This window comes from Halomonas sp. PAMB 3232 (assembly GCF_031954225.1).
GTDB lineage: Bacteria > Pseudomonadota > Gammaproteobacteria > Pseudomonadales > Halomonadaceae > Vreelandella.
In genome coordinates, this window is sequence record NZ_CP134865.1 from 106,749 (window position 1) to 132,822 (window position 26,074).

Below are 26,074 nucleotides of genomic sequence, written 5' to 3' on the forward strand. Positions count from 1 at the left end.
GTGGCCGGCGGGTGCCGGCCGTCCTGCTTTTATTGTGTATCGATACCGTATTCTTTTGATGCGTCGAGCAGCCAGCGGTAGCAGTAGTCGGCGAAGCTGCGCCGCACCACCAGCTCCCACTCGGTCTCGCTTGAGCGGCGCAGCACCACGGTCGCCTTGGCGAAAATGGTGGTCACGCCCTTGCCGACCGGAAATGCATGGGGGTGAACGTCGAACGAGACCGTCTTCATCAGTACTTCCCGGGCGTTGTCGCCGGCAAGCGTCAGCACGGTCTGGCCACCGCTGACGTTGACGATGCTGACGTGGGCATCGCCCAGCGCCTCGCGAAGGCGGCGCTCAAGGTCGCACTCCTCGCCGCCGGGCACGATCACGAGCCACTCGTCCGGCGAGATCCACTGAATCGAGCGCTCGCCGGCCTCGTCACGCTCGACGGTGTTGGGCTTGGCAGGCAGGCTCATGCCCAGGACCTGGCGCACCGCCTCGTCGAGCACGATGGCGCCGCCGCGCAGCACCACGTGACCCAGCAGCGCCTTCTCGCGCAGCACCACGCCGGCATTGGCGCTGTGGGTGCTCTTTTGCTGCTGGTAGCTCCAGTGAAGCGGCGACTCGACCGCCGGATTACCGGCGGGCACGGTGTTGAACTGCTTGGCGCTCACGTTAGACATTCTGGCGCTCTCCTTTCGGGTCGATGAAGACGGGACTGACGATCTCGGCTTCATGCATCGTGCCGTCGGTCATCGGCAGGTAAACGGTTTGGCCCATGCGATCGCGGCCTTCGACCACCACTGCCAGGGCGAAGCCGTGGCCCAGTGACGGGCTGTAGTAGCTCGAGGTCACGTGGCCTTTCATGGCCATCGGGATACTCTGCTCCTTATCGAAAACGACCTGCGCGCCCTCTTCCAGCACGACGCTCGGGTCCTTCGGCTTCAAGCCGACGAACTGCTTGCGATCGCCGCGCAGGGTGTCGGGGCGGCTCAGCGCACGCTTGCCAATCCACGGGAAGGGCTTGTCGTAGCCGATCGCCCACTGCATGCCCAGATCTTCCGGGGTGACCGAACCGTCGGTGTCCTGACCGACGATGATCAGACCCTTCTCGGCGCGCAGCACGTGCATGGTTTCGGTGCCGTAGGGCGTAAGATCGTACTTCTCGCCGTGCTCGAAGAGTTTCTTCCAGACGTGCAGCGCGTAGTTGGCCTGCACGTTGATCTCGAAGGCCAGTTCGCCGGTGAACGAGATACGGAAGATGCGCGCCGGCACGTCAGCCACGGTGGCGTCGCGCCAGTCCATGAACTTGAACGACTCTTTATCCAGATCCAGGTCGGTCAGCTCGGACAGCAGCTTGCGCGCGTCCGGGCCGGTCACGGTCATGGTCGCCCAGTGGTCGGTCACGGAGTTGAAGTAGACCTGAAGCTCCGGCCACTCGGTCTGGTGCCAAAGCTCCAGCCATTCCAGCACGCCCGCCGCACCGCCGGTGGTGGTGGTCATCAGGAAGTGGTTGTCGGCCAGACAGCTCGTGGTGCCGTCGTCCATCAGCATGCCGTCGTCTTTACACATCAAGCCGTAGCGCACGCGGCCCGGGGCGAGCTGCGCCCACTTGTTGGTGTAGACACGACCCAAAAATTCCCGCGCGTCCGGGCCCTGAATGTCGATCTTGCCCAGCGTCGAGGCGTCCAGAATGCCGACTTTTTCGCGCACCGCCAGACACTCGCGGGCCACCGCTTCGTGCATGGTCTCTTTTTTGCCGTTGACCGTGCGCGGGAAGTACCAGGGGCGCTTCCACTGACCCACGTCCTCGAACTCGGCGCCGTTTTCCATGTGCCACTGGTGAAGCGCGGTGTAGCGTTTCGGGTCGAACAGCTCGCCGCAGTGACGGCCAACGATGGCGCCAAAGGTGATCGGCGTGTAGTTGGGGCGGAACACCGTGGTGCCGACGTCCGGAATCGAGCGGTCGAGGCAGCGCGCGGCGATGGCCATGCCGTTGATGTTGCCAAGCTTGCCCTGGTCGGTACCGAAACCGAGCGCGGTGTAGCGCTTGACGTGCTCGATGGACTCGAAGCCCTCGCGGGTGGCGAGTTCGATACCGGCGGCGGTCACGTCGTTTTGCAAATCGACGAACTGCTTCGGTGCGCGTAGCGCGGTTTTTTCGTGCGGTACCTGGTAGAGCGCGCAAGCCTTGCCGTCGCGGCGACCGCGGGTGGCGGGCAGGGTGATCGCCTGAGCGTCTTCAAAGCCCGTGGCCTGGGCGGCCTGGCGACCGGCGCGTTCGCCGTCGGCCAGGGTTTCGTCAAGCCCGAAATGGCCGGCGACGCCGCCGGCGGAGATCATGCCTTTCACTTCGCCGGGCAGAAAACCAAGTAGCTCCTCGTTCCACTGCGGGCGGGTGCCGGTGTGCGAAGACAAATGCACCACCGGGCTGTAGCCGCCGGAGCTTGCGATGGTGTCGCACTCGAGCTCCTCGACCTTGCCGGTGACCACGAAGCGCTCGAGATCGATCGCGCAGACGCGGGCGCCGGTGACGCGCTGGCCGCCGCGGGCCTCAATAACGGAGCTTCCGGTAATCACGCGAATGCCGCTGTCGCGGGCCTGGCGAACGAGGTCGCCGTCCGGGTTGGCGCGGGCATCGACGATCGCCACGACCTGGCGGCCGGCCTCTTTCCAGTCGAGCGCGGCGCGGTAGGCGTGGTCGTTGCTGGTCGAAAGCACCAGCTTCTTGCCCGGCACCACGGCGTAGCGACGGATATAGGTCGACACGGCCCCGGCGAGCATGTTGCCCGGCAGGTCGTTATTGGCGTACACCAGCGGGCGCTCGTGGGTACCGCTGGCGAGCACCACCTGGCCTGCGCGCACGCGGTGCAGCCGCGCGCGTGCCTGGCCGGCAAAGCCCGCCTCGCTGGCGGTGTCGGCCAGGTGCTCGGTGCGCCGTTCGTGCAGGGTGACGAAGTTGTGATCGTGGTAACCGTTGGCGGTGGTGCGCGGCAGCAGGGTTACGTTTTCAAGGCTTGAAAGCTCCTTGATGGTCGCCTCGACCCAGCGCGCGGCGGAGACGCCGTCCAGGGTTTCGCGGCTATCGAGAAGCGAGCCGCCCATCTCTTCCTGCTCGTCGCAGAGAATCACGCGGGCGCCGGCGCGAGCCGCCGACAGCGCAGCGGCAAGGCCCGCCGGACCCGCGCCCACGACCATCACGTCGCAGTGGTGGTGCATGTGGTCGTAGATGTCCGGGTCGGACTCGTGAGGCGCGCGGCCAAGACCCGCGCCCTTGCGGATGTACTTCTCATACGTCATCCACATCGAGGCCGGGGCCATGAAGGTCTTGTAGTAGAAGCCTGGCGGCATGAAGCCGCCGCCCAGCCGGCCGACCCAGCTCATCACGTCGCGCTGGACGTTCGGCCAGCCGTTGGTGCTGCGCGCGACCAGGCCCTTGTAGAGCGCCTGTTGGGTGGCGCGCACGTTGGGCACCTGGGTCTCTTCCCGGGCGCCGAGCTGGACCACGGCATTGGGCTCTTCGGCGCCGGCGGCAACGATGCCGCGGGCCCGCGAGTACTTGAAGCTGCGGTTGACGATGTCCACGCCGTTGGCGAGCAGGGCCGAGGCCAGGGTGTCGCCCTTCAGGCCCTTGTAGCGCTGGCCGTTGAAGGTGAATTCGAGCGTTTGGGAGCGATCGACACGGCCGCCGGCATCGATACGATTGGTCTGCGTCATGACGAGGTCTCCTCGTTCAAGGCCTTGGATTCGGGCTGGGCACCGATGGTTTGCCAGCCGCCGTCGGCGGTTTGTACGCCCTGTTCCTTACGGACCTTTTCCGTTTCGGCGGTAATGCTCGGCTGCTCGCCCATCCGGTAGGTTTCGAGGATCTCGTAGGTCACCGTGTTACGGGTGATGTTGAAGAACTTGCGACAGCCCACGGAGTGGACCCACATTTCGTGGTGAACGCCGCGCGGGTTCTTGCGAAAGAACAGGTAGTCGCCCCACTCTTCGTCGGTGGTGTTGTCCGGATCCTTCGGGCGCATCAGGTGAGCCTCGCCGCGCGGATGAAACTCCTCTTCCTCGCGGTGCTCCTGGCAGTAGGGGCAGTGAATATAGAACATGTCAGCTCTCCTCAGTGCGCAACGCCGGCGGCGCCGTGTTCGTCGATCAGCGCACCGGTGTGGAAACGGTCGATGGAGAACGGCGCGGCGATCGGGTGCATTTCACCCTTGGCCAGACTCGCCGCGAACACGTGGCCGGAGCCGGGGGTGGCCTTGAAGCCGCCGGTGCCCCAACCGCAGTTGAAATAAAGACCCTTGACCTTCGTTTTCGAGAGGATCGGGCAGGCGTCCGGGCAGGTGTCGACGATGCCGCCCCACTGGCGGTTCATGCGCACCCGCGAGAACATCGGGAACATCTCGACGATCGCCTGCAAGGTGTGCTCGACGGTCGGGTAGCTGCCGCGCTGGCCGTAGCCGAGATAGCCGTCGATGCCCGCGCCGATGACCAGGTCGCCCTTGTCGGACTGGCTGACGTAGCCGTGCACGTGGTTGGACATGGTGACGGTATTGAGCACCGGCTTGAGCGGCTCGGAGACGAGCGCCTGAAGCGGATGCGACTCGAGCGGCAGTTTGATACCCGCCATGTTGGCCAGCACCCCGGAGTTACCCGCGGCCACGCAGCCCACGGTGTTCGCTTCGATGTCGCCACGGTTGGTGTGAACGCCGAGCACCTTGCCGTCGCGAATCTTGAAGCCGGTGACTTCGGTGTTTTGCAGAAGATCGACGCCGAGGGCGTCGGCGCCGCGAGCGTAGCCCCAGGCCACCGCGTCGTGGCGGGCAACGCCCGCGCTTTTCTGCCATGAGGCGCCCATGATCGGGTAGCGCGCGCGATTGGAGATATCAAGCTCCGGCTCGATCTCCTTGATCTGCTGGGGCGTGACCACTTCGCTATCCACGCCGTTCAAGCGGTTGGCGTGCACGCGGCGCTGGATGTCGCGCATGTCCTGCAGGGTGTGGCCCAGGTTCAGTACGCCGCGCTGCGAGAACATGACGTTGTAGTTCAGATCCTGAGACAGCCCCTTCCACAGATCCAGCGAGTGGTTGTAAAGGCGCGCGGCCTCGTCCCACAGGTAGTTGGAGCGCACGATGGTGGTGTTACGCGCCGTGTTGCCGCCGCCCAGCCAGCCTTTTTCGACCACGGCGACGTTCTTGACGCCAAACTCCTTGGCCAGATAGTAGGCGGTGGCCAAACCGTGGCCGCCGCCGCCCACGATGATCACATCGTAGCGCTTCTTGGGCGTGGGGTTGCGCCACTGGCGCTCCCAGTTCTCGTGATGACCGAGCGCATGTTTAACCAATCCGAAGCCGGAATAACGTTGCATGAAATCTCTCCTGAATCGACTCCGTGGAGCCCGCGGGCGGCGGTCGTTACGCGACGGTGGCGTCTTCGACCGGCTCTGCCTGGGTTTGGGCCTGACCGTAAACCGGGTAGTGCGCGCACAGATCAGCGACGTGGTCGCGCACCCGGTTTTCGATCTCGGTGGTGTCCTGCTCGTCGGCCAGCACGTCGAGAATGTCGCAAATCCAGCCAGCAAGCTGCTCGCAGTCCGCCTCGACCATGCCGCGCGTGGTTACCGCCGGGGTGCCGATGCGAAGGCCGGAGGTGACGAACGGGCTCTGCGGGTCGTTGGGCACGCTGTTCTTGTTGACCGTGATGTGGGCGCGGCCGAGGGCGGCATCCGCGTCCTTGCCGGTCACACCCTGCTTGATCAGCGAGAGCAAAAATAGGTGATCGTCGGTGCCGCCGGAGACGACGTCGAAGCCGCGCTCGATGAACACCTTCGCCATGGCGCGGGCGTTGGCGATCACCTGACGCTGGTAGTTGACGAAGTCCTGGTTCATCGCTTCCTTGAACGCCACGGCCTTGGCGGCGATGACGTGCATCAGGGGGCCGCCCTGCTGGCCCGGGAATACCGCGCCGTTGAGCTTCTTGTAGAGCGCCTCGTCGCCGTCGGCGGAGAGGATCAGACCACCCCGCGGGCCGCGCAGCGTCTTGTGGGTAGTGGTGGTGACCACATGGGCGTAGGGCAGCGGGCTCGGGTAGAGGCCGGCGGCGACCAGACCCGCGACGTGGGCCATGTCGACCATCAGGTAAGCGCCCACTTCGTCGGCGATGGTGCGGAAACGGCGCCAATCGATCACCCGCGAGTAGGCGGAGAAGCCGGCGATGATCATTTTCGGCTGGTGCTCGCGGGCCAGACGCTCGACTTCCTCGTAATCGATCTCGCCGGTGCCCTCGACCAGGCCGTACTGCACGGCGTTGTAGTGCTTGCCGGAGAAGTTCGGTGCCGCGCCATGGGTCAGGTGGCCGCCGTGGGCCAGGCTCATGCCCAGAATGGTGTCGCCGGGGCTGACCAGCGCCATGAACACCGCAGCGTTGGCCTGGGCGCCGGAGTGCGGCTGAACGTTGGCGTAGTTGGCGCCGAACAGGCTACAGGCGCGCTCGATGGCAAGCGCCTCGACCTTATCGACGAACTCGCAACCGCCGTAGTAGCGCTTGCCCGGGTAGCCTTCGGCGTACTTGTTGGTCAGCTGGCTGCCCTGAGCTTCCATGACCAGCTTACTGGTGTAGTTTTCGGAAGCGATCAGCTCGATATGGGCTTCCTGGCGCGACGTCTCTTCGGCAATGGCGGAGGCGAGGGCCGTGTCGTAGCTGGCCAGGCGGGCATCGGGAGAAAAATTGTTGTGTGACATCTGGGTCTCCAGGCTAGTCGCGTTGTTCTGTCTGAGATCGATCGGTCTGTGTCCGGTCCAGGCGTTTGTTAGCGCCGCGCGTTGGGATGGGCTTGCGACGCTATCATGCCGCGATAGTATCGCCGGGCCTTGCCCCCAAGATGCTTGCCCACGTCACCGCTCGGCGTATTTGCGACATTTACGACAAAATCGTGACGCGTGCCGAAACAGGTCGCCCATCCGCCGTTCGATGTCGTCTGTGGGTAACTTATCCGCGCGCGAATCAACCATGCTGAAGCGGCACCTGATGCCGTTTGGCGGATCGTCGGCGCTTGCCGTCGGGATTGCGTCAAACACGCCAGTTTCACTCAAGAATAACGATGCAGCGCGACTCATAATCGCGGCCGCACCCGGAAGAGAGGATTATCCATGTCCAACAATCGCGGTGTTGTCTATGTCGGTGACGGCAAGGTCGAGGTCCAGAACATCGACTACCCGAAAATGGAAACCCCCAACGGCAAGCCCATCGACCACGGCGTCATTTTGAAAGTCGTATCGACCAATATCTGCGGCTCCGACCAGCACATGGTGCGCGGGCGCACCACCGCCCCGAAAGGCATGGTGCTGGGCCACGAGATCACCGGTGAGGTGATCGAGAAGGGCAAGGGCGTCGAGTTTCTGAGTATCGGCGACATCGTCTCCGTGCCGTTCAACGTCGCCTGCGGGCGCTGCCGCACCTGTAAGGAAGGCCACACCGGCCTTTGCCTGCACGTCAACGACGACCGCGCCGGCGGCGCCTACGGCTACGTCGACATGGGCGGCTGGGTCGGCGGCCAGGCGCACTACGTCATGGTGCCCTACGCCGATTTCAACCTGCTGAAATTCCCGGACCGCGACCAGGCCATGAACCAGATTCGCGATCTGACCATGTTGAGCGACATTCTGCCCACCGGCTTCCACGGCGCGTTGAAAGCCGGCGTCGGTGCGGGCTCCACGGTGTACGTCGCCGGTGCCGGCCCGGTGGGTTTGGCCGCGGCGGCTTCGGCGCGTCTTCTCGGCGCGGCGGTCGTCATGATCGGCGACTTCAACAAGGCGCGCCTCGAGCATGCGCGCAAGATGGGCTTCGTGCCGATCGATCTCTCCCAGCACGACCGTCTGGGCGAAATGATTGCCGCGGTGGTCGGCGAGCCGAGCGTGGACAGCGCCATCGACGCGGTAGGCTTCGAGGCGGTGGGCCATAGCGGCAAGGAGCAGCCGGCGGTGGTGCTCAACCAGATGATGGAAGTGACCCGCGAAGGCGGCTCCATCGGCATTCCCGGCCTCTATGTCACCGAAGACCCGGGTGCGGCAGAGAAGGCCGCGCAAACCGGCAGCCTCAGTCTGCGCTTTGGCCAGGGCTGGGCGAAAGGGCTCTCCTTCCACACCGGCCAGACCCCGGTGGTGCAGTACAACCGCCAGCTGATGCAGGCGATTTTGCACGGGCGCCTGAACATCGCCGAAATCGTCAACGCTCAGGTGATCTCGCTTGAAGACGCGCCCAGCGGTTACGAGCAGTTCGACCAGGGCGTGGCGAGCAAGTTCGTCCTCGACCCGCACGGGCTGCTCGGCGCCGCCTGATGCGCCAGGCCGCACGCGCGCGGTGACAGCGACGCCCGGGGCTTACGCCCCGGGCGTTTTTCATTGCGTCAAAGCCAATATCTCAAGGGCCTGAAATGCGACACAAAAAAGCGGACACCGCGTGGCGGTATCCGCTTGAGAAGCCGGTGGTTAGTAGAATTTAGAAATCGATGACCAAACTGCTCTTGGGCCGGCTGCAGCAGGTGAGGATGTAGCCCTCTTCGATGTCCTCGTCGGTGATGCCGCCGTTGTGCTCCATCTCCACCTCGCCGGATTTGAGCGCCACGCGGCAGGTGCCGCAGATGCCCATACCGCACGCCTTGGGAATGTGCAGGCCGAGCTTGGCCGCCGCCGCGTGAACGGTTTCGCCGGGCTGGATGCGCACGCTCTTGTTCGACTGGGCGAACTCAACGTTGAGCAGGTCTTCCGGCTCGGCCATTTCGGCCTCTACCTCGGCCTGCTCGGCAAGCTCGAGCACGTCCTCCTTGACGTCCGCCGGGGTCGCGCCGAACACCTCGTCATGGTAGTGATCCATGTTGAAGTTGTTGGCGCGCAGGATCTCCTTGATGGCGTTCATGTAGGGCACGGGGCCGCAGCAGAAGATCTCGCGCTCGAGGTAGTCCGGCGCCATCATCTCGAGCATCGGCTGGGTCAAAAAGCCGCGATAGCCCGCCCAGGCCTCGCCGATGTCGTCCTTTTTCTCGCAGACGATATGCAGCTTGAACTCGGGGATGCGCGAGAACATGTGCACCAGCTCGCGGTGATAGATGACATCGCGCGGCGCGCGGGCGCTGTGGATGAACTCGACGTCGACGTTGGCGTTGGTATCGAAGAACCAGCGCGTCATCGACATCAGCGGCGTGATGCCCACGCCGCCGGAAAGGAACAGCACCTTCTCGGCCGGGTAGTCGATGGAGTTGAAGTTGCCCACCGGCCCGTGGACCACCAGTTCGTCGCCCACCTTCAGGTTGGCGTGCAGCCAGTTGGAGACGTAGCCACCGGGCACCTGCTTGACCGTGATCGAGAAGCTGTAGGGAATCGAAGGCGAGCTCGAAATGGTGTAGGAGCGCATGACCTGCTGGCCGTCGATCTCGAGCTCCAGGGTCACGAACTGGCCCGGTTTGAAGAAGAACAGCACGGGCTGTTCGGCCATGAAACAGAACGTGCGAACGTCCCAGGTCTCCTGGATCATTTTTACACAGCGCACGTGGTGGCGGCCGTTGGTCCAGGTTTGGGTCGTGACGGGGTTGTAGAAATTCATTGTCATCGTTATCTCAATATGGCCGAGCTTGCACGTTGCCTTCACCGGGTCCGTCCTTGCTGGCACGGTCCAGCACCATTCCCCTGCATTCTGGGTACGCGTTTGGGCGACGGCTTACCTGTTAGCGACACGCACTTGTCTTGCGCCACCCCGCGGGCGTTACAAATCGGTTTTCACGTCGTCGGCACGCTTAGCGATGTCGTCGGCAGATAACTCGGCATCGACACCCTGCACCACAATCCACCCCATAATGACGCCATCGCTGCGCGCCCGTACAACGCCTGGTGACGCCACTTAACAACAAGACAACGTAGTTTGGTCAATGACTGTGTCGCCGCCCTCGAGGCCGGCGGGTTTAAAAGGATATCTGGTATGAACAATTCGTCGGACTACACCCAAAACGATCCGCTGGCCGCCATGCGTGAAGAGACGGTCGAGATGCTCGAGTCACGGGCGCGCACCTACTCCCTGCCGCAGCCGTTTTACAACGACGCGCGGCTGTTCGCGCTCGACATGGAAGAGATCTTCGAGAAGGAGTGGCTGTTCGCGGGCATGAGCTGCGAGATTCCGGCCAAGGGCAACTTCATGACCCTCGAGATCGGCAACAACCCGATCGTCATCGTGCGCGGCGGCGAAGGTCAGATTCACGCCTTTCATAACGTCTGCCGCCACCGCGGCTCAAGGCTTTGCACCACCGACAAGGGCAAGGTCGCCAAGCTCGTGTGCCCCTACCACCAGTGGACCTATGAGCTCGACGGGCGGCTCTTGTTTGCCGGCAGCGACATGGGCACCAACTTCGATCTGAACCAGTTCGGCCTGAAGCCGGTGCACGTGCGCACCGCCGGCGGCTTCGTGTTCATCAATCTCTCCGAGAACCCGTCGTCGATCGACGATTTCCTGGTCACGCTCGAGCACTACCTCGAGCCCTACCAGATGGACAACGTCAAGGTGGCGGTGGAGTCCAGCATCGTCGAGCAGGCGAACTGGAAGCTCGTGATCGAGAACAACCGCGAGTGCTATCACTGCAACGGCTCGCATCCGGAGCTTCTGAACTCGCTGATGGAGTTCGACGACACCGAAGACCCGCGCGCCACCGACAAGTACAAGGATCTGGTCGCCCGCAAGCAAAACGACTGGAACGGCGAGCAGGTGCCCTGGCAGCTCAAGCGCTTTGGTAGCCGCAACCGCATTACGCGCACACCGCTGCTCGACGGCGTGGTCTCCATGACCATGGACGGCAAGCCCGCCTGCAACAAGCTGATGGGCCGGCTGACCAGCCCGGACATGGGCTCGCTTCGTATCCTGCACCTGCCCAACTCCTGGAACCACTTCATGGGCGATCACTCGATCGTATTCCGCGTGCTGCCCTTGGGGCCGCAGCAGACCATGGTCACCACCAAGTGGCTGGTGCACAAGGATGCGGTCGAGGGTGTGGATTACGACCCGGAGAACATGCGCCGCGTGTGGGACGCCACCAACGATCAGGACCGCAAGCTTGCCGAAGAGAACCAGCGTGGTATCAACTCAAAGGCCTACCAGCCCGGCCCGTACTCCGAAACCTACGAGTTCGGCGTGATCGACTTCGTCAACTGGTACGCCGATCGCCTGCTGGAGAATCTGGGAAGCGAAGGCGCGTCGCTGACGCTTGCCAAGGCGCAGGGCTAAGGCGTCTGGCCACCGGCCGCCGCGTTAGGCGGCCGGCACCCCAACGGGCCGTGTGATCACTCACACGGCCCGTTTTTTTGCCTTCAATGGGCACAAACGGCGCGTCTACAAACGGCGCGTCTAAAGATGTGCCAGGTGGCGCTCGATGGCCTCTCGCACCGCGGGCAGCACGATGTCCTGGCGGCGTGTGAGCTCGTCGACGAGCGCCGGGAGCCCGTCGACGGGCACGGCCTTGTGCGCACTGGCGGCCAGCCGCGCGCTTTCGTCCGGGTCGGCGTTAGCGGGAAGGTCGATCCCCAGCGCAATGAGGCGCGCGCGAAAATCATCCCCATCGACCAAATCGACAATCATCATGGCTGCACTCCTTTTGTGAGGAACCGCGAAGGGGCGCGGGTCGGTCGCTTAGTGTACGCAAAATAGCGCGCCGCAGCGGCTGTCGAACGCGGCTTTAGCTACGTCGAGGTCGGTTTTGGGCAATCAAACGGGGCCGTCTCGCTCAAGAATTTACAAGCCGTGTCCGGCGATGGCGCACCGCGTCAAATAATAAAGATTAAAACCTGAGGACAACCTATGAACCACGAGGAACCTGTTCTGGCGCCCGGCCAGGACAACAAGCAGGTCATGGGGTTGGATTTTCATAACCCCGTCTTTCCCCTCTCCGCACTCGCCATTTTGCTGTTCATTCTCTACGCGCTGGTCTATCCCGACGCGGCCAATGCTCAGCTGGGGCTTGCCAAGAACTGGTCGATCGAGCACTTCGACTGGCTGTTCATGATCGCGGGCAACGTCTTCGTCATCTTCTGCTTGATGCTGATCTTTTTACCGCTGGGGCGCATTCGCCTCGGCGGTCAGGAGGCCAAGCCCGAGTACTCGCGCACCTCCTGGTTTGCGATGCTGTTCGCCGCTGGCATGGGTATCGGGCTGATGTTCTGGAGCGTGGCGGAGCCGGTGGCCTACTACACCGACTGGTACGGCACGCCGCTGAATACGCCCGCCAACACGCCGGAAGGCGCGAGCGCGGCGATGGGCGCGACCATGTTCCACTGGGGGCTGCATCCCTGGGCGATCTACGCCGTGGTCGGGCTGTCGCTGGCGTTTTTCGCCTATAACCGAGGGCTGCCGCTGACGCTGCGCTCGGCGTTCTACCCGATTCTGGGCGAGCGTACCCGCGGCTGGGCAGGGCACGTCATCGATATCCTCGCGGTGCTGGCGACCATCTTCGGCCTGGCGACGTCGCTTGGCTTCGGCGCCACCCAGGCGGCCAGCGGCATGGCATACCTGTTCGACACGCCCAACACCATCGGCACGCAGCTCGCGATCATCGTGGTGGTCACGGTGATCGCGCTGATTTCGGTCTGGCGCGGGCTCGACGGCGGGGTGAAGCTCTTTTCGAACATCAACATGGTGATCGCCGCCATTCTGCTGATCTTCGTGATCGCTGCCGGCCCGACGCTGGCGATCCTGACCGGCATCGGCACCACGGCGGTCGACTACGCCAGCCACCTGCTGCCGCTGTCGAACTGGGTTGGCCGCGACGACGACACCTGGTACCACGGCTGGACCATCTTTTACTGGGCTTGGTGGATCTCCTGGTCACCGTTCGTGGGCATGTTCATCGCACGGGTATCGAAAGGCCGCACGGTGCGCGAGTTTCTGGTCGCAGTGCTGCTGGTGCCGACGCTGGTCACGCTGGTGTGGATGAGCGCCTTCGGCGGAACGGCCTTGTTCCAGGCGGAAAACGGTATCGGCGAGCTTTCCAATGGTATCTCTGATGTTTCGCTTGCCATGTTCCACATGCTCGAGCAGCTGCCGCTGACGTCGATCACCTCGACACTCGCCATCGTGCTGGTGCTGGTGTTCTTCATCACCTCGTCGGACTCGGGGTCGCTCGTGATCGACAGCATCACCGCCGGCGGTAAGACCGACGCGCCGAAAGGCCAGCGGGTGTTCTGGGCCGCGCTCGAAGGCGTGATCGCCGGCGTGCTGCTTTACGGTGGCGGCAGCACCGCGCTGACCGCGCTGCAGGCCGGCGCCGTGGCCACGGGCCTGCCCTTTACGCTGGTGCTCTTGCTAATGTGCGCAAGCCTGTTCATGGGGCTACAGAAGGAGTGGCGGGAGTTGAACGCCGTGCCGCGCATGGCGGGATAGCAGCGGGACAGTGTGAGCCAAAAGGCGCCTTCTCGGCGCCTTTTGGCGTTATCGAGTGTCGTAATTTCGGCATCCGCTGGCGCGGTTAGCTAAGAGGCGGCTTATAAAGCGCTGCATCATGCAGACAGGGAATGCGCAGGCGCTGTCTGCGCCTCAACAATCTCAACAACTCAAATATCAACAACTCAACGGCTGCACTCATGATCTACACCGTCGCGATACTGCTGAGCCTGATCGGCTACTTCGTCATCGGCCATCTGGCCGGCCGGCGCGTCAAGGGCCTGGACGACTATCTGGTCGCCGGGCGCAACGCGCCGACCTTCTTCATTCTGGGCACGCTGGTGGCAAGCTATCTCAGCACCAGCGCCTTTCTCGGTGAAACCGGCTTTGCCTACCAGGGCTATCCGTTCGTGATGCTGATCTTTGCCGCGGTCAGCACCTCAGGGTGCCTATTGGGGGCGCTGGTGTTCGGGCGCTATTTGCGCCGCAGCGGCGCCAACACGGTGCCGGAATTTTTCGGCAAGCGCTTTGCCTCGCGCAAGGTGCAGGTGATTGCGGGGCTGACCACCATCATCGGCCTGGGTGCGTATCTGTTGGGCGTGATGCAGGGCGCGGGCATCATGTTTGCCGAGCTCACCGGCATGCCCTACTGGGTGGGGCTGGTGCTGGTATGGGCGACCTACACCGGCTTCATCCTTTACTCCGGCTCGCCCGGCGTCATGCTCACCGACACCATCATGTTCGTGATCTTCTCGCTGGCCGCCCTCGGCGGCTCGCTCTACGTCATCAATGACCTGGGCGGCTGGAGCGGCGTGGTCGAGGGGCTTTTGACCCAGACCGACAAGCCCGGCATCGCGCTGTGGCACGGCGTGCTGGAAGGGCCGGACGCCACGTTCTCCTCGCCCGGCGAAGCGCTGGCCTGGGGTCTGACGCTGGGCCTTGTGTGGGCGGCGGTGCTGGCGGCGAGCCCTTGGCAGTCGAGCCGCTACCTGATGGCGCGCAACGAGCACGTGGTGATGCGCTCGGCGATGCTGACCGCGGTGGCGCTGGCCGTGTTCTACGCGCTGATGATGGTGACCGGTGCGGCGATCAATCTTTACGACACGAGCCTCGACCCGGAGCGCTCGATGATCTGGGTGGCGCTCAATATTCTGCCGACCTGGCTTGGCGTGGTGATTTTGACCGGCGTGTTCGCCGCCGGGCTCTCGTCGTGCTCGACGTTTCTGTCGATCATCGGCTTCAGCATCTCCAACGACATTCTGGCCGCCTCCAAAGACGAGGCCTCGGCGATGCGCAAAAGCCGCTTGGCCGTGCTCGCCGCCGGCCTGATCGCGCTGATTCTGGCGCTGTTTCAGCCGCCGGCGGTGATGTCGGTGGTGTGGTTCGCCGCCACGCTCTTCGCCTCCTCCTGGGGGCCGGTAGCGCTTCTGAGCATCTGGAGCACGCGCATTACCGCCGCCGGCGCCGGCTGGGGTCTGGCGGTGGGCTTTGTCGGTAATGTCATCATCTCGCTGATGGTGCAGGCCGAATGGCTCTCGCTTCCGGTCTATCTGCACCCGGTGCTTCTCAGCACGCTGATGGCACTCATTGCTATCGCCATCGCCTCCCGGATGACCCGCGTAAGCCCGGCCGAGCGCGAGTACCGGGCGTTCCTGCACACGTTCGACGCACAAAGCGTCAGCGGCTGGGTCTCCGGCACACGCTTGATTGCGCTGTGCACCATGCTCTCCGGGGTGGCCATCGGCGTGTTCCTGTGGCGCCAGTACGCGGTGACCCTCGACGGCTTCGCCGCGCAGTTCGGCCTGAGCGCCGGGGCAGTGCAGGGCGCTTTTGGTCTGGCCATTGGCTGCGGCGCCATGTTATTGCTGGCCGGCGGCGTCGGCTTCTGGCTGGTGCGCCCGAAAGGCCGGGGGCGCGCGGCGCGCATGGCGCTGTCCCAGGGCCGCTAGCCGTCGAGGCGTCCGCGCCTTGTCATAACGTTCTCAGCGACCGCTCGCCTTTTGGCGGGCGGTTCGTTTTTTGATCCGGAGGCGGTGTCATGCAGACCAGTACCTACCAGCGCGGCCTGATGATCGTCATTCTGGGCGTCGTTTTTTTGAGCTTCGACGGGCTGTTGATTCGCCTGGCCGCGACCGACGGCTTCACCATCGTGTTCTGGCGCGGTTTTCTGATGTTCTGCGTGCTGGGCGCACTCTGTTTGGCGCGCCGAAAACTCTCGACGCTGCGCGTGCATCCGGTGGCCTCGCTGGTCTCGGCTACGCTGTTGGGCCTGATCTCGGCGCTGTTCGTGTTGGCGGTGATGAACGCAAGCGTGGCCAACGTAGTGGTGATTTTGAGCACCGCGCCGCTGTTCGCCGCGATTTTCTCGCGCGTGTTTCTCGGCGAGCGAGTAGCGCTTCGCACGCTGATCGCCATCGCGCTGTGCATGTTGGGCATGGGGCTGGTGTTTCTGGGCGAGGGGGCGGCGGGGATGCTTTTGGGCAACCTCTTCGCGCTGGCCGCGGCGCTTGCGATCGGCGGCAATCTCACGGTGCTGCGCCGCTACCCCGGTATCGACACGATCACCGTGATCGCCGGCGGTGGGCTTCTGTCCTCGGCGATTGCCTGGCCGATGGCCTCGCCGTTTGCCCTGGAGGCGCCGCAGTTTGGCGTGCTGGCGCTGATGGGGCTCGTTCAGATGCCGCTGGCGACCGTGTTGATCAACAGCGCCACGCGCTATCTGCCCTCGACCGAGGTGGCGCTGTTTTATCTGGTGGAAACCGCGCTGGGTACGCTCTGGGTGTGGTGGCTGCTGGGTGAAGAGCCCACCGCCTCGACGCTTGCCGGCGGGGTGGTGGTAATTACGGTGCTGGTGATACACGCCGGTATTGGCTTACGGCGCGAGCGTCAGAGGCTGAGGTTACATCCGGGGGTGGCCGTAAAATAAGCCCCTCGAATCGTTGTTCAACGAACGCGGTTTGATCTTGTAACAGGGTGCCTTGGCCCGTGACGCGGCGCAAAGCTGCACGGCGGCCTCATCCGGGGCGCCTGTCGGCGCCATCGCCCGATGAATCGGGCTCCTACGAAACCCCGTGGCCATTCGTGCAGTGTGATTCATCTTCCGTAGGAGCAGGCTTTAGCCAGCGACGCGGCGCAACGCGTCGCTGGGGTGGGCGATTCGTGTTGGATAGGTGCGGATGCGCAACTAGCGCAGCACGCCTTCCTCTTTCAACAGTTTGAAGATCGCCTCGGCGCCCTGCTCCGGGGTGACGTCCGTTAGCGTCTGCCCGCCGCCGCCGTCCGCCTTGGCGGCGGCGGCCTTGAAGCGGTCCCGCGCCGAAGAGGATTTGACGATCTTGAGGCGTTTCGGGCGCTTGCGCGCCGGATGGAACTGCCAACCGGCGAGCGTTTCGTCCATTTCGCTTTGCGCCTCGCTCAAGCTCAGCTCGCCGCGCCGGGCCGGGCCGAAAGCGCTTTGACGCGCCGCCGGGGCGCTGGTGTCGATCGTGGCGATCGCCGGCAGGCGAATGCGCAGGCGCCGACGCTTGCCGCGGGGCAGCGCCTGAAGCACCACCGCCGTGCCCTGCTCGACCTTCTCGACCGCGGCCAGGCTTGTGATGATCGGCCAGCCCAGCGCTTCGGCCAACTGGTAGGGCAGAAGCCCCGAGGCCTCGCCGGTTTCCGCGCGGCTACCGGTCAGAATCAGCTGCGGGGCATCGTCGCGAAGCGCCTGGGTGAGCGCCGGGATCACGTCGGCGTGCTCGTCCTGCTCGATCAGCCCGATATGGTCGATACCCATACCGAGATAGCCGCGCAGGGCCTCTTCCTGCTCGCTTTCGTGTTGGCCGGCGTGCAGAAGGCGCACAGACGCGTTCTCCAGGGAGAGCGCCATTTCCACCGCGCGGGCGTCCTGGTCGGCGCGCCGGGCGCGGGCGGTCAACGGATGGCGGCCGATCGACACCAGTACGGCCACATTGAGTGACGCGCCTCGTTGGGCGGGGGCGTTAGGCGGCATCGCGGTTCTCCTGTTGCTCGGCGCGGTACTGCTCGACCCGCGCGACCAGCGCGGCGAGCACCGCGCTTGCGTCGCCAATCACGGTCAGGTCGGCACGTTTGGCCATGTCACAGCCTTCGTCGAGGTTAACGGCGACGACCTTGTCGCAGCTTTGAATGCCCTGAAGGTGCTGGATGGCGCCGGAAATGCCCACCGCCACGTAAACCCGGGCGGAGACCCAGGTGCCGGTGGCGCCGACCTGACGGTCGCGGGGCATGTAGCCATCGTCTACCGCCACGCGCGAGGCCCCTTTGGTCGCGCCGAGCACGTCGGCGGCGTGGTGGTAGCCGTCCCAATCCTTGACGCCGTTGCCGGCGGAGAGAATGAACTCGGCTTCGGCAAGCGAGACGCTGGCCGGATCCACGGCGACTTCGCCGAGATCCTCAATGCGCCCGAGCACGTCGGGAAGCCCCTGGCCAAGCGCGACGGGATCACAGGCGTGGCGGGTCTCGCTGACCGGGTCGGCGCACTCAGCCAGTGCCAGCACGACCCGGGGCAGCTCGCGGTGAACGTCGTGGCGTCCAGCGCCGGCGCGGGCGGTGGCCCGCCAGCCGGTCGCGCTATCGTTATTGGCCTCGACCTGCCACACCTGCGCGGCAGGGCGCTCGCCCAGCCTGGCGGCCAGGCGCCGGCCAAGCTCGCCGCCGCCCAGGGCGGAGTCGGGCAAGAGCCAAAAGCGCGGGGCCAGCTCGCGCTCCACGCTTTGAAGCGTGGCTACCTTGAGCTCCGGCAGATAGCCCGAGAAGCGCTCGCCGCCCAGATGCAGCAGTCGGTCGATGCCGGCCTCCCCGAAGGCGCTCTCCTTGTGCTCGCCAAACACCACGGCGAGTACCGCCCCCGGGCTTGCCGGGTCGGCGTCGGCGAGCTGACGGGCCAGGCCCAGCAGATCACGGTCATGGGCCGACAGGCGCCCGCCGGCCATGTCCGGCACCACGGCCACGATAAAGGCCGGGGCGTCGATGGTGACGTTCTGGCGGGTATCCTTGGCCGCGGCGCTGTGCGCCGGGGCCTGAGCGGCCTGCTGGGCGCCGCTTCTATCGATGCGGCGTATGCCGTTGGGGCCGATGAAGCCAACCGCGCGCGGGTCGCGGCGCATCACGCCGTTGGGGCCCATCCACTCGGTGGCTTTGGCACCGCCGCCGAGTTCGGCCATCACGCTCAAGTGCTGCGGATGCAGACGATTACGGGCGATCCACTCCTTGCGGGGGTCGCGGCGCAGAATGTCGCTCATGAGGTTTCCTCCAGCGCAGGGGCGGGGGCGGCTTGGGCCGGCGCCGCTTTCTCGGCGGTGGTGTCGATGATCAGTGCGTCGGCGACCAGCTCGGCGATATCCTTGATGCCGGCGCGCGGCTCCACCACGCCTTCGAGCATGGCGGTACACTGCGGGCAGCCCACGGCGACCAGGTCCGCGCCGGTTTCGCGCACGTCTTCCATGCGCATGTCAGGAATTCGCTGCTTGCCGGGAATATCGGTGATCGGCGCGCCGCCGCCGCCGCCGCAGCAGCGCGAGCGGTAGCCGGAGCGAGCCATTTCCTTGATCTCGATGCCGAGTGCCTTGAGCACGTCGCGCGGCGCCTCGTACTCGCCGTTGTAGCGGCCCAGATAGCACGGGTCGTGGTAGGTAACGCTGCCACCTTTCCACGCCTTGAAGCTGAGCTTGTTGGCGCTGACCAGTTCGCTGATGAACGTGCTGTGGTGCTGCACGTGATAATCCGCCGGGGTATCCGCCGTGCCCAGCTCGCCGTACTCGTTTTTCAACACGTGGAAGCTGTGCGGGTCGCAGGTCACGATGCGATCAAAGCGGTAGCGGCTCATGGTCTGAATGTTGCGGCGGGCCAGTGTCTGGAAGGTGGCCTCATCGCCCAAGCGGCGCGCGACGTCGCCGCTGTCGCGCTCCTCGTTGCCCAGCACGGCGAAGTCAACATTGGCGGCCCGCAGTACGCTGATGAAGGCGCGCAGGGTGCGCTGGTTGCGCATGTCGAACACGCCGTCGCCGAGCCACAACAGCACATCGGCTTCCTTCTTGTCCGCCATCAGCGGCAGGTTCAGATCCGCCGCCCAGTGCAGGCGCGAGCCGGGATCGAAACCGCCGGGATTGTCCGTGGCGATCAGGTTATCGAGCACCTCGGCGCCCTTGTTGGGCGTATTGCCGTGCTCCAGGGTCAAAAAGCGGCGCATATCGACGATGGCGTCGACGTGCTCGATCATCATCGGGCATTCTTCCACGCAGGCGCGGCACGTGGTGCAGGACCAGAGCGTTTCCGGGTCCACCAGCGCGGTGCCCTGGCGGGCAACGATCGGCCCGTGCGGGTCGCCTTTATGCTCGCCGACCGGCTTGCCGGGGTAGGGCGAGCCGTAATAGTGGGCGTCGCTGCCGCCGGCCATGCCGACGACCATGTCCTGAATCAGCTTTTTCGGGTTGAGCGGCTGGCCGGCGGCAAAGGCCGGGCACATCGCCTCGCAGCGCCCGCACTGCACGCAGGCGTCGAAGCCCAAAAGCTGGTTCCATGTGAAGTCTGCGGGCTTCTCGACGCCGAGCTTGGCGTTATCGTCGCCCAAATGCAGCGCTTTCAGGCCGGTGGAGCGGTGCTCGCCGCCGGTTTTATCGGAAAAGCGCTCCGGGCGGCGGTGGTACGCCAGGTGCAGGGCGCCGGCGAAGGCGTGCTTCATCGGCCCGCCCCAGGTCATGCCGAAGAACATCTCGCCCAGACCCCAGACGATGATGGCCGCGAGCACGAGCGCTGCGATCCAGCCAAGGCCTTCCTGGAACACGCCTTCCGGCAGAATACCGGCGGTGGGCAGCGTGACCACGAACATGCCGATCGAGAACGCCATCAGGCTTTTCGGCAGGCGCATCCACGGCCCTTTCGATAGCCGTGACGGCGGCGGGCTTCTGCGTTTGGCGACCAGAATGCTGCCAATGAACATGCTGGTGGTGGCGGCCAGCAGCACCCAGGCAAGAATCGCGCTGTCCAGGCCAAAGCCGTGGACGATAATGGCCAGCAAAGCGGCCAGCACGAAGCCGCCGGCGGTGGCGACGTGGGTATGGGAGATGTACTTGTCGCGCTCGACGACGTGGTGCAGGTCGACCAGGTAGCGTCTGGGCACCTGCATCAGGCCCTTGAGTACGGGCACGGAAGAGGGCCGCCCCTGGCGCCATAAACGAACGCGGCGAACCGCGCCGATGGCGGCAAGCGCCAGCGCAGAAAACAGCAGGATGGGTAACAGGGTATCGAGCATGGCGTCTCTCCTCTCAGAGACACCGTAAGGACTACACCGCGGGCCCAAGGGCCCGCGGTGGTCGGCTTACAGCGTTATTGTGTCAGAAGTCCTTGCACAGCCGCAGCGCGTCATAAATGGCTGCATGCGTGTTGCGTGGCGCGGTGCAATCCCCCAGGCGGAACAGCGCGAAGCCGTCGCCGCTTTGCGAGAGGCTGGGTTGGGGTTTGATCGCGTAGAGCGCTTCGATGTCGGTCTGGCCCTTGTTACGCGACTGGTGCTTGAGCGCGTAGTAGAGCGCCTCGTCCGGACGCACGCCGTTTTCGACCACGACCTGGTCGACCACGCGCTCCTCTAAAGCCCCGGTGTACTCGTTTTCGAGCACCGCGACCAGAGAGTCGCCTTCGCGATACACCTTATGCAGGGCGAGATCCGAGGTCATGATGACCTCTTTCTCGTACAGACTTCTGTAGTAGGTGGGGAAGGTGGTGCCGCCTACCGCCGCGCCCGGCTTGATGTCGTCGGTGACGATCTCGACCTTGCAGCCCTTGTCGGCCAGGTAGTCCGCCGCGGAGACGCCGGAAAACTCGCAGATGGTGTCGAAGATCAGCACGTTCTTGCCAGGCTCGACGCGGCCTTCGAGGATGTCCCAGGTGCTGACCACGAGGCTCTTGCCACTGTCCGCGTCATAGCCCCACTCCGGTACCTGGGAGAGAAACGGCTGGCCGCCGGTGGCCAGCAGCACCACGTCCGGGCGCAGATCCTTGATGGTGGCTTCGTCCGCCCTGGTGCCCAGGCGCTGATCGACCCCGAGCCGGTTGAGTTCGAGCTGGTACCAGCGAGTGATACCGGCGATCTGATCGCGCTGCGGCGCTTTGGAGGCGATGGTGATTTGCCCGCCGATCTGCTCTTTCGCTTCGAACAGCGTCACGTCGTGGCCGCGCTCGGCGCACACGCGCGCCGCTTCCATGCCGGCAGGGCCGCCGCCGACCACCACGACCTTACGCACGGGGCCTTCGGTTTTTTCGATGATGTGCGGAAGGCCCATGTACTCCCGCGACGTCGCGGCGTTCTGAATGCAGAGGACGTCCAGGCCCTGGTACTGGCGGTCGATGCAGTAGTTCGCGCCGACGCACTGCTTGATCTGGTCGACCTGGTCGTTCTTGATCTTGGCGATGATGTGCGGGTCGGCAATGTGGGCGCGGGTCATGCCGACCATGTCGACGTAGCCGCCTTCCAGAATTCGCTGGGCCTGGTTGGGGTCCTTGATGTTCTGAGCGTGGATGACCGGCACGCTGACCACTTCCTTGATGCCCGACGCCAGGTGCAAAAACGGCTCCGGCGGGTAGGACATGTTGGGAATGACGTTGGCAAGCGTGTTGTGAGTATCGCAGCCCGAGCCGACGACGCCGAAGAAGTCGACCTTGCCGGTGGCGTCGTAGTACGCCGCGATGCGCTTCATTTCCTCGTGGTCGAGGCCGTCCGGGTGGAACTCGTCGCCGGTGATGCGCATGCCGACCGTGAAGTCTTCGCCGACCTCGGCGCGTACCGCCTTGAGTACTTCCATGCCAAAGCGCATGCGGTTTTCAAACGTGCCGCCCCATTCGTCGGTGCGCTTGTTGACCCGCGGGCTCCAGAACTGGTCGATCAGGTGCTGGTGCACCGCGGAGAGCTCGACGCCGTCGAGACCGCCTTCCTTCGCCCGGCGCGCGGCCTGGGCGAAATCGCCGACGATGCGCCAGATCTCCTCTTCCTCGATGGTCTTGCAGGTCGAGCGGTGCACCGGCTCGCGGATGCCGGACGGCGAGACCAGCGTCGACCAGTCGAAGCCATCCCAGCGCGAGCGCCGGCCCATGTGGGTGATCTGGATCATGATCTTGCCGCCGTGCTTGTGCACGGCATCCGCCAGATTCTGGAAGTGCGGAATGATGCGGTCAGTGGAGAGGTTGACCGAGCTCCACCAGCCCTGGGGGCTATCGATCGAGACGATCGACGAGCCGCCGCAGATACATAGCCCGCAGCCGCCCTTGGCCTTCTCTTCGTAATACTTGACGTAACGCTCGGTGGTCATGCCGCCGTCGGTGGCGTGCACCTCGGCGTGAGCGGTACTGACCACGCGGTTACGGATAGTGTGCTTGCCGATCTGAATCGGCTTGAACAGTGCATCGAATGCCATGACGTCGACCCTCAGTGCTTGGGCGTTACAACAAACAGGCCGTGGTCACAGCCTTCCTCGGCGCCGCTTTGCGTCTGCTCGGCGACCGTACGAAGGTCGCTTCCCCGCGCCGCCAGAATCTGATCCATGGCGCCGGCGAACCAGCCGGTGAACATGTACTCGATCTTGCGGTTGACCTTGCCCATTTGATAAACGAAGGCGCTGTGTTCCAGGCGCACGCGAGCGGTGCCGGCGTCCAGGTCGATCTCTTCGGTCTTGAAAAGCCCCCAGCCGCGCTGGGAAAGGCGCTTCATGTAGTGCTCGAAGACGTCAACGCCTTCCAGGCCGTGCAGTTCGGCCTCTTTTTCGCACCAGTGCCAGGCGCTCTTGTAGCCGGCGTGATAGAGGATCTCGGCATATTTCTCCGCACCCAGCGCCTCTTCGACGGCCATGTGGTTGTTGACGAAGAAGTGGCGCGGCACGTACAGCATCGGCAGGGCGTCGGTCGTCCAGATACCGGTTTCGCTGTCGACGTCGATCGGAAGTTCAGGGGCTGTCTTGGTCACGGTGGTCATCCTTAAAACTTGTACTTGTTCAAACAAGAGAGGGTCATGGGGGCGGCGCTTTTTTGAATCGACTCGCCCCGTTTGAAATCGTTACTCGCCCCACACGTCCTTCAGCGTGCGCACCCAGTTCTCGCCCATGATCTTGCGCACCTGGGACTCGCTCAGGCCACGCTTCAAGAGCGCCTCGGTCAGGTTGGGGAACTCGCCGATGGTGCGGATGCCTTCCGGGTTGATGATCTTGCCGAAGTTGGTCAGGCGGCGGGCGTAGCCCTTGTCGTGGGTCAGCCACTCGAAGAAGTTCTGGTCGTGGCCCTGGGTGAAGTCGGTGCCGATGCCGATGGCGTCTTCGCCGACGATGTTCATGATGTACTCGATCGCCTCGCAGTAGTCGTCGATGGTGGAGTCGACACCTTTCTTCAAGAACGGGGTGAACATGGTCACGCCGACGAAGCCGCCGTGGTCGGCGATGAACTTGAGCTCTTCGTCGGACTTGTTGCGCGGGTGCTCCTTGAGGCCCGACGGCAGGCAGTGGGAGTAGCACACCGGCTTTTTGGATTCGAGAATGACTTCCTCGGAGGTTTTCGCGCCGACGTGGGAAAGATCGCACAGCATGCCCACGCGGTTCATCTCGGCGACGATCTCGCGGCCAAAGCCCGATAGCCCGCCGTCACGCTCGTAGCAGCCGGTACCCACCAGGTTCTGGGTGTTGTAGCACATCTGTACGATGCCCACGCCGAGCTGCTTGAACACTTCAACGTAGCCGATCTGGTCCTCGAACGCGTGGGCGTTCTGGAAGCCATAGATGATGCCGGTCTTGCCCTCTTCCTTGGCGCGGGTGATGTCGCGCGTGGTGCGCACCGGGCGAACCAGGTCGCTGCACTCGTCCATCAGCTTGTTGGAGGCGACGATGTTATCGACGGTGGCCTTGAACCCTTCCCACACCGAGACGGTACAGTTGGCCGCGGTCAGGCCGCCACGGCGCATGTCTTCCAGCAGCTCGCGGTTCCATTTGGCGATGATCAGACCGTCGATGACGATGGCGTCTTGGTGCAATTCAGAAGGGGTCATAACGAGGCTCCAGGGTTGTCCATGACGGGGAGCATAGCGCTGGGCCGGGGTCGCGCTGCTCCTGGAAACGACGACGAAAATTCCAAAAGCGTCACGCTGCGTCATGAGCGCGTCGCGCGCGTAGCAAAGTGGGCGATTAAACGGTATGGCGTGCTGTCGCCAGAAGGAAACCGCGCGGCTCCAAGCCAACGGGCGCGCACAAAAAAGCGGCCGCGCGGGCCGCTCTTGCGAAGTTTTAAAAGTTTTCGGGGTGGATCAGTTCACAAGCGGCACGCTGGCAAACGTCGGTTCGCCCTGGGCGTAGGCCAGCGCCAGAAGCGCGCTCGAGGTAGGCTCGCTCCCGGCAGGTTCCACGCCCCAGTGCTGCATCAGAGGCGCGTTCTTGATCTGCGGCGTCTGGCGCGACTGCGAGCCCAGGCGCTCGTCTCTGGGCGGAATGCCAAAGCACTCGCGGTAGCACTTGGAGAAGTGGGGCGTCGAGACGAAGCCGCAGACCGAGGCGATCTCGATGATCGAAAGCGACGTTTGTTTCAGAAGCTGGCGCGCGCGCACCAGTCTAAGCTTCAAGTAGTAGCGCGACGGCGAGCAGTGCAGGTAGCGCTGGAAAAGCCGCTCGAGCTGACGCCTGGACACGTCGACGTAGCTTGCCAGCTCGTTGAGCTCCAGGGGCTCCTCGAGGTTGGACTCCATCAGCGCCACGATATCCAGAAGCTTGGGCTGGGTAGTGCCGAGCACGTGCTTGAGCGGCACGCGCTGCTGGTCCTGTTCGTTGCGCATGTGCTCGTAGATGAACATCTCCGAAATGCCCGCCGAGAGCGCCTTGCCGTGGTCGTGGGCGATCAGGTTGAGCATCATGTCGAGCGGCGCGGTGCCGCCGGAGGCGGTGAAACGGTCGCGGTCGATGGAGAAGAGCTTGGTGGTGAGCACGATTTTCGGGAAGGCTTCCTGAACAGAGGCCAGACACTCCCAGTGGATACTGGTTTCGTAGTGATCGAGAAGGCCCGCCTTGGCCAGCGCCCAGCTGCCGGTGCAGATCGCCCCCAAATGCTTTAACTGACGCGCCTGGGTCTGCAGCCAGTGGATATGCTCGCGGCTGACACTATGCTGAGGGGCAACGCCGCCGCAAACGATGACCCAGTCGAAGGCGAGCGGCGCCTGCATGGCGGCGTCCGGCGTCACGTTGAGGCCATCGCTTGCGCGTACCGAGGCGCCGTCCTGAGTCAGCGTATACCAGCGATAGAGTTCGCGGCCGGCCAACTGGTTGGCCATGCGCAAGGGTTCGATCGCCGAGGCCAAAGAGATCAGGGTAAAGTTGTCCAACAGCAGAAAACCCAGTGTTTGCGGTGCTCTGGGGCGACCTGCGGGGGCGCAGGATGTGATTTGATCGGATGTCATGGTCTGGTACCTCTATCACCGAAACGTCTGGAGTTTTTCTTGTTATAGGTATGGGTTACTGGCGTGTTGTTATGCTCCCCGAATGAGCGTTTAAGCCACCAATCTGCATAGTGGCACGAATGCCACTTATACTGACAAAGCAATCTTGTATACGATGCGCGAGCTGTCGTAAATGAAACGCTCGGTGTCGCTTTGAAAGCGTAAAAATAAGGTTTTCTCGCACTTGCAGAAAAAATGCAACGTATTTTG

The 26,074-nt window shown here is 64.0% G+C and carries 19 protein-coding genes; 5 read left to right on the forward strand and 14 right to left on the reverse strand.

Annotated features, from left to right (window positions below; all coding sequences use genetic code 11):
* Positions 1-29: 29 nt before the first annotated feature.
* From RN346_RS00505 to glyA, 5 genes are read right to left on the reverse strand one after another with little or no spacing between them, the layout of a single operon-like run.
* Positions 30-665: a sarcosine oxidase subunit gamma gene (locus RN346_RS00505; RefSeq protein ID WP_263585562.1), complete on the reverse strand. Its 636-nt coding sequence runs from the start codon at positions 663-665 to the stop codon at positions 30-32.
* On the reverse strand, positions 658-3,699 hold the full coding sequence (locus tag RN346_RS00510; protein WP_263585561.1) for a sarcosine oxidase subunit alpha family protein: 3,042 nt from the start codon (positions 3,697-3,699) through the stop codon (positions 658-660). The genes RN346_RS00505 and RN346_RS00510 overlap by 8 nt, the downstream gene beginning before the upstream one ends.
* Positions 3,696-4,085, reverse strand: coding sequence for a sarcosine oxidase subunit delta (locus RN346_RS00515; protein WP_263585560.1), 390 nt, complete (start codon positions 4,083-4,085; stop codon positions 3,696-3,698). Before RN346_RS00515 ends, RN346_RS00510 begins: the two co-directional genes overlap by 4 nt.
* Positions 4,086-4,096: 11 nt before the next feature.
* Entirely contained in the window at positions 4,097-5,347 is a 1,251-nt protein-coding gene (locus RN346_RS00520) for a sarcosine oxidase subunit beta family protein (RefSeq protein WP_263585559.1), read from the reverse strand.
* Between the two features lie 46 nt (positions 5,348-5,393).
* Positions 5,394-6,719, reverse strand: coding sequence for a serine hydroxymethyltransferase (gene glyA, locus RN346_RS00525; protein WP_311961812.1), 1,326 nt, complete (start codon positions 6,717-6,719; stop codon positions 5,394-5,396).
* 408 nt (positions 6,720-7,127) lie between these two features.
* On the opposite strand from glyA, the gene fdhA reads away from it, so the two are divergent.
* On the forward strand, positions 7,128-8,315 hold the full coding sequence (fdhA, locus tag RN346_RS00530) for a formaldehyde dehydrogenase, glutathione-independent (RefSeq protein ID WP_263585557.1): 1,188 nt from the start codon (positions 7,128-7,130) through the stop codon (positions 8,313-8,315).
* Positions 8,316-8,475: 160 nt separating this feature from the next.
* On the opposite strand, the gene RN346_RS00535 is transcribed toward fdhA, so the two are convergent.
* Positions 8,476-9,582, reverse strand: coding sequence for a hybrid-cluster NAD(P)-dependent oxidoreductase (locus tag RN346_RS00535; protein WP_263585556.1), 1,107 nt, complete (start codon positions 9,580-9,582; stop codon positions 8,476-8,478).
* Positions 9,583-9,948: 366 nt separating this feature from the next.
* On the opposite strand from RN346_RS00535, the gene RN346_RS00540 reads away from it, so the two are divergent.
* The gene (locus RN346_RS00540; protein ID WP_263585555.1) at positions 9,949-11,241 is read left to right on the forward strand and encodes an aromatic ring-hydroxylating dioxygenase subunit alpha; all 1,293 of its coding nucleotides are present in this window, start codon (positions 9,949-9,951) and stop codon (positions 11,239-11,241) included.
* A 120-nt stretch (positions 11,242-11,361) separates the two neighbouring features.
* Here the strand turns inward: RN346_RS00540 and RN346_RS00545 are convergent, their stop codons facing one another.
* Positions 11,362-11,595, reverse strand: coding sequence for a hypothetical protein (locus RN346_RS00545; RefSeq protein ID WP_311959300.1), 234 nt, complete (start codon positions 11,593-11,595; stop codon positions 11,362-11,364).
* A 216-nt stretch (positions 11,596-11,811) separates the two neighbouring features.
* On the opposite strand from RN346_RS00545, the gene RN346_RS00550 reads away from it, so the two are divergent.
* The 3 genes from RN346_RS00550 to RN346_RS00560 all read left to right on the forward strand — a co-directional run bounded on the left by RN346_RS00550 (position 11,812) and on the right by RN346_RS00560 (position 16,315).
* Positions 11,812-13,389, forward strand: coding sequence for a BCCT family transporter (locus RN346_RS00550; protein WP_263585553.1), 1,578 nt, complete (start codon positions 11,812-11,814; stop codon positions 13,387-13,389).
* Positions 13,390-13,589: 200 nt separating this feature from the next.
* Complete coding sequence (locus RN346_RS00555) at positions 13,590-15,338, forward strand: sodium:solute symporter (RefSeq protein WP_263585552.1); 1,749 nt, start codon at positions 13,590-13,592, stop codon at positions 15,336-15,338.
* An 89-nt stretch (positions 15,339-15,427) separates the two neighbouring features.
* Positions 15,428-16,315, forward strand: a complete 888-nt coding sequence (locus RN346_RS00560; RefSeq protein WP_311961813.1) for a DMT family transporter — start codon at positions 15,428-15,430, stop codon at positions 16,313-16,315.
* Positions 16,316-16,573: 258 nt separating this feature from the next.
* On the opposite strand, the gene RN346_RS00565 is transcribed toward RN346_RS00560, so the two are convergent.
* The 7 genes from RN346_RS00565 to RN346_RS00595 all read right to left on the reverse strand — a co-directional run bounded on the left by RN346_RS00565 (position 16,574) and on the right by RN346_RS00595 (position 25,825).
* Positions 16,574-17,383, reverse strand: a complete 810-nt coding sequence (locus RN346_RS00565) for an electron transfer flavoprotein subunit beta (protein WP_311961814.1) — start codon at positions 17,381-17,383, stop codon at positions 16,574-16,576.
* On the reverse strand, positions 17,373-18,653 hold the full coding sequence (locus RN346_RS00570) for an electron transfer flavoprotein subunit alpha/FixB family protein (protein WP_311961815.1): 1,281 nt from the start codon (positions 18,651-18,653) through the stop codon (positions 17,373-17,375). Before RN346_RS00570 ends, RN346_RS00565 begins: the two co-directional genes overlap by 11 nt.
* Entirely contained in the window at positions 18,650-20,662 is a 2,013-nt protein-coding gene (locus tag RN346_RS00575; protein ID WP_311961816.1) for a (Fe-S)-binding protein, read from the reverse strand. Before RN346_RS00575 ends, RN346_RS00570 begins: the two co-directional genes overlap by 4 nt.
* Positions 20,663-20,744: 82 nt before the next feature.
* Entirely contained in the window at positions 20,745-22,817 is a 2,073-nt protein-coding gene (gene dgcA / locus RN346_RS00580) for a dimethylglycine demethylation protein DgcA (RefSeq protein ID WP_311961817.1), read from the reverse strand.
* An 11-nt stretch (positions 22,818-22,828) separates the two neighbouring features.
* The gene (locus tag RN346_RS00585) at positions 22,829-23,362 is read right to left on the reverse strand and encodes a 4-vinyl reductase (protein ID WP_252108110.1); all 534 of its coding nucleotides are present in this window, start codon (positions 23,360-23,362) and stop codon (positions 22,829-22,831) included.
* A gap of 90 nt (positions 23,363-23,452) precedes the next feature.
* Entirely contained in the window at positions 23,453-24,430 is a 978-nt protein-coding gene (locus RN346_RS00590; protein ID WP_263585545.1) for a dipeptidase, read from the reverse strand.
* 255 nt (positions 24,431-24,685) lie between these two features.
* Positions 24,686-25,825: a GlxA family transcriptional regulator gene (locus RN346_RS00595; RefSeq protein ID WP_263585544.1), complete on the reverse strand. Its 1,140-nt coding sequence runs from the start codon at positions 25,823-25,825 to the stop codon at positions 24,686-24,688.
* Positions 25,826-26,074 lie beyond the last annotated feature (249 nt).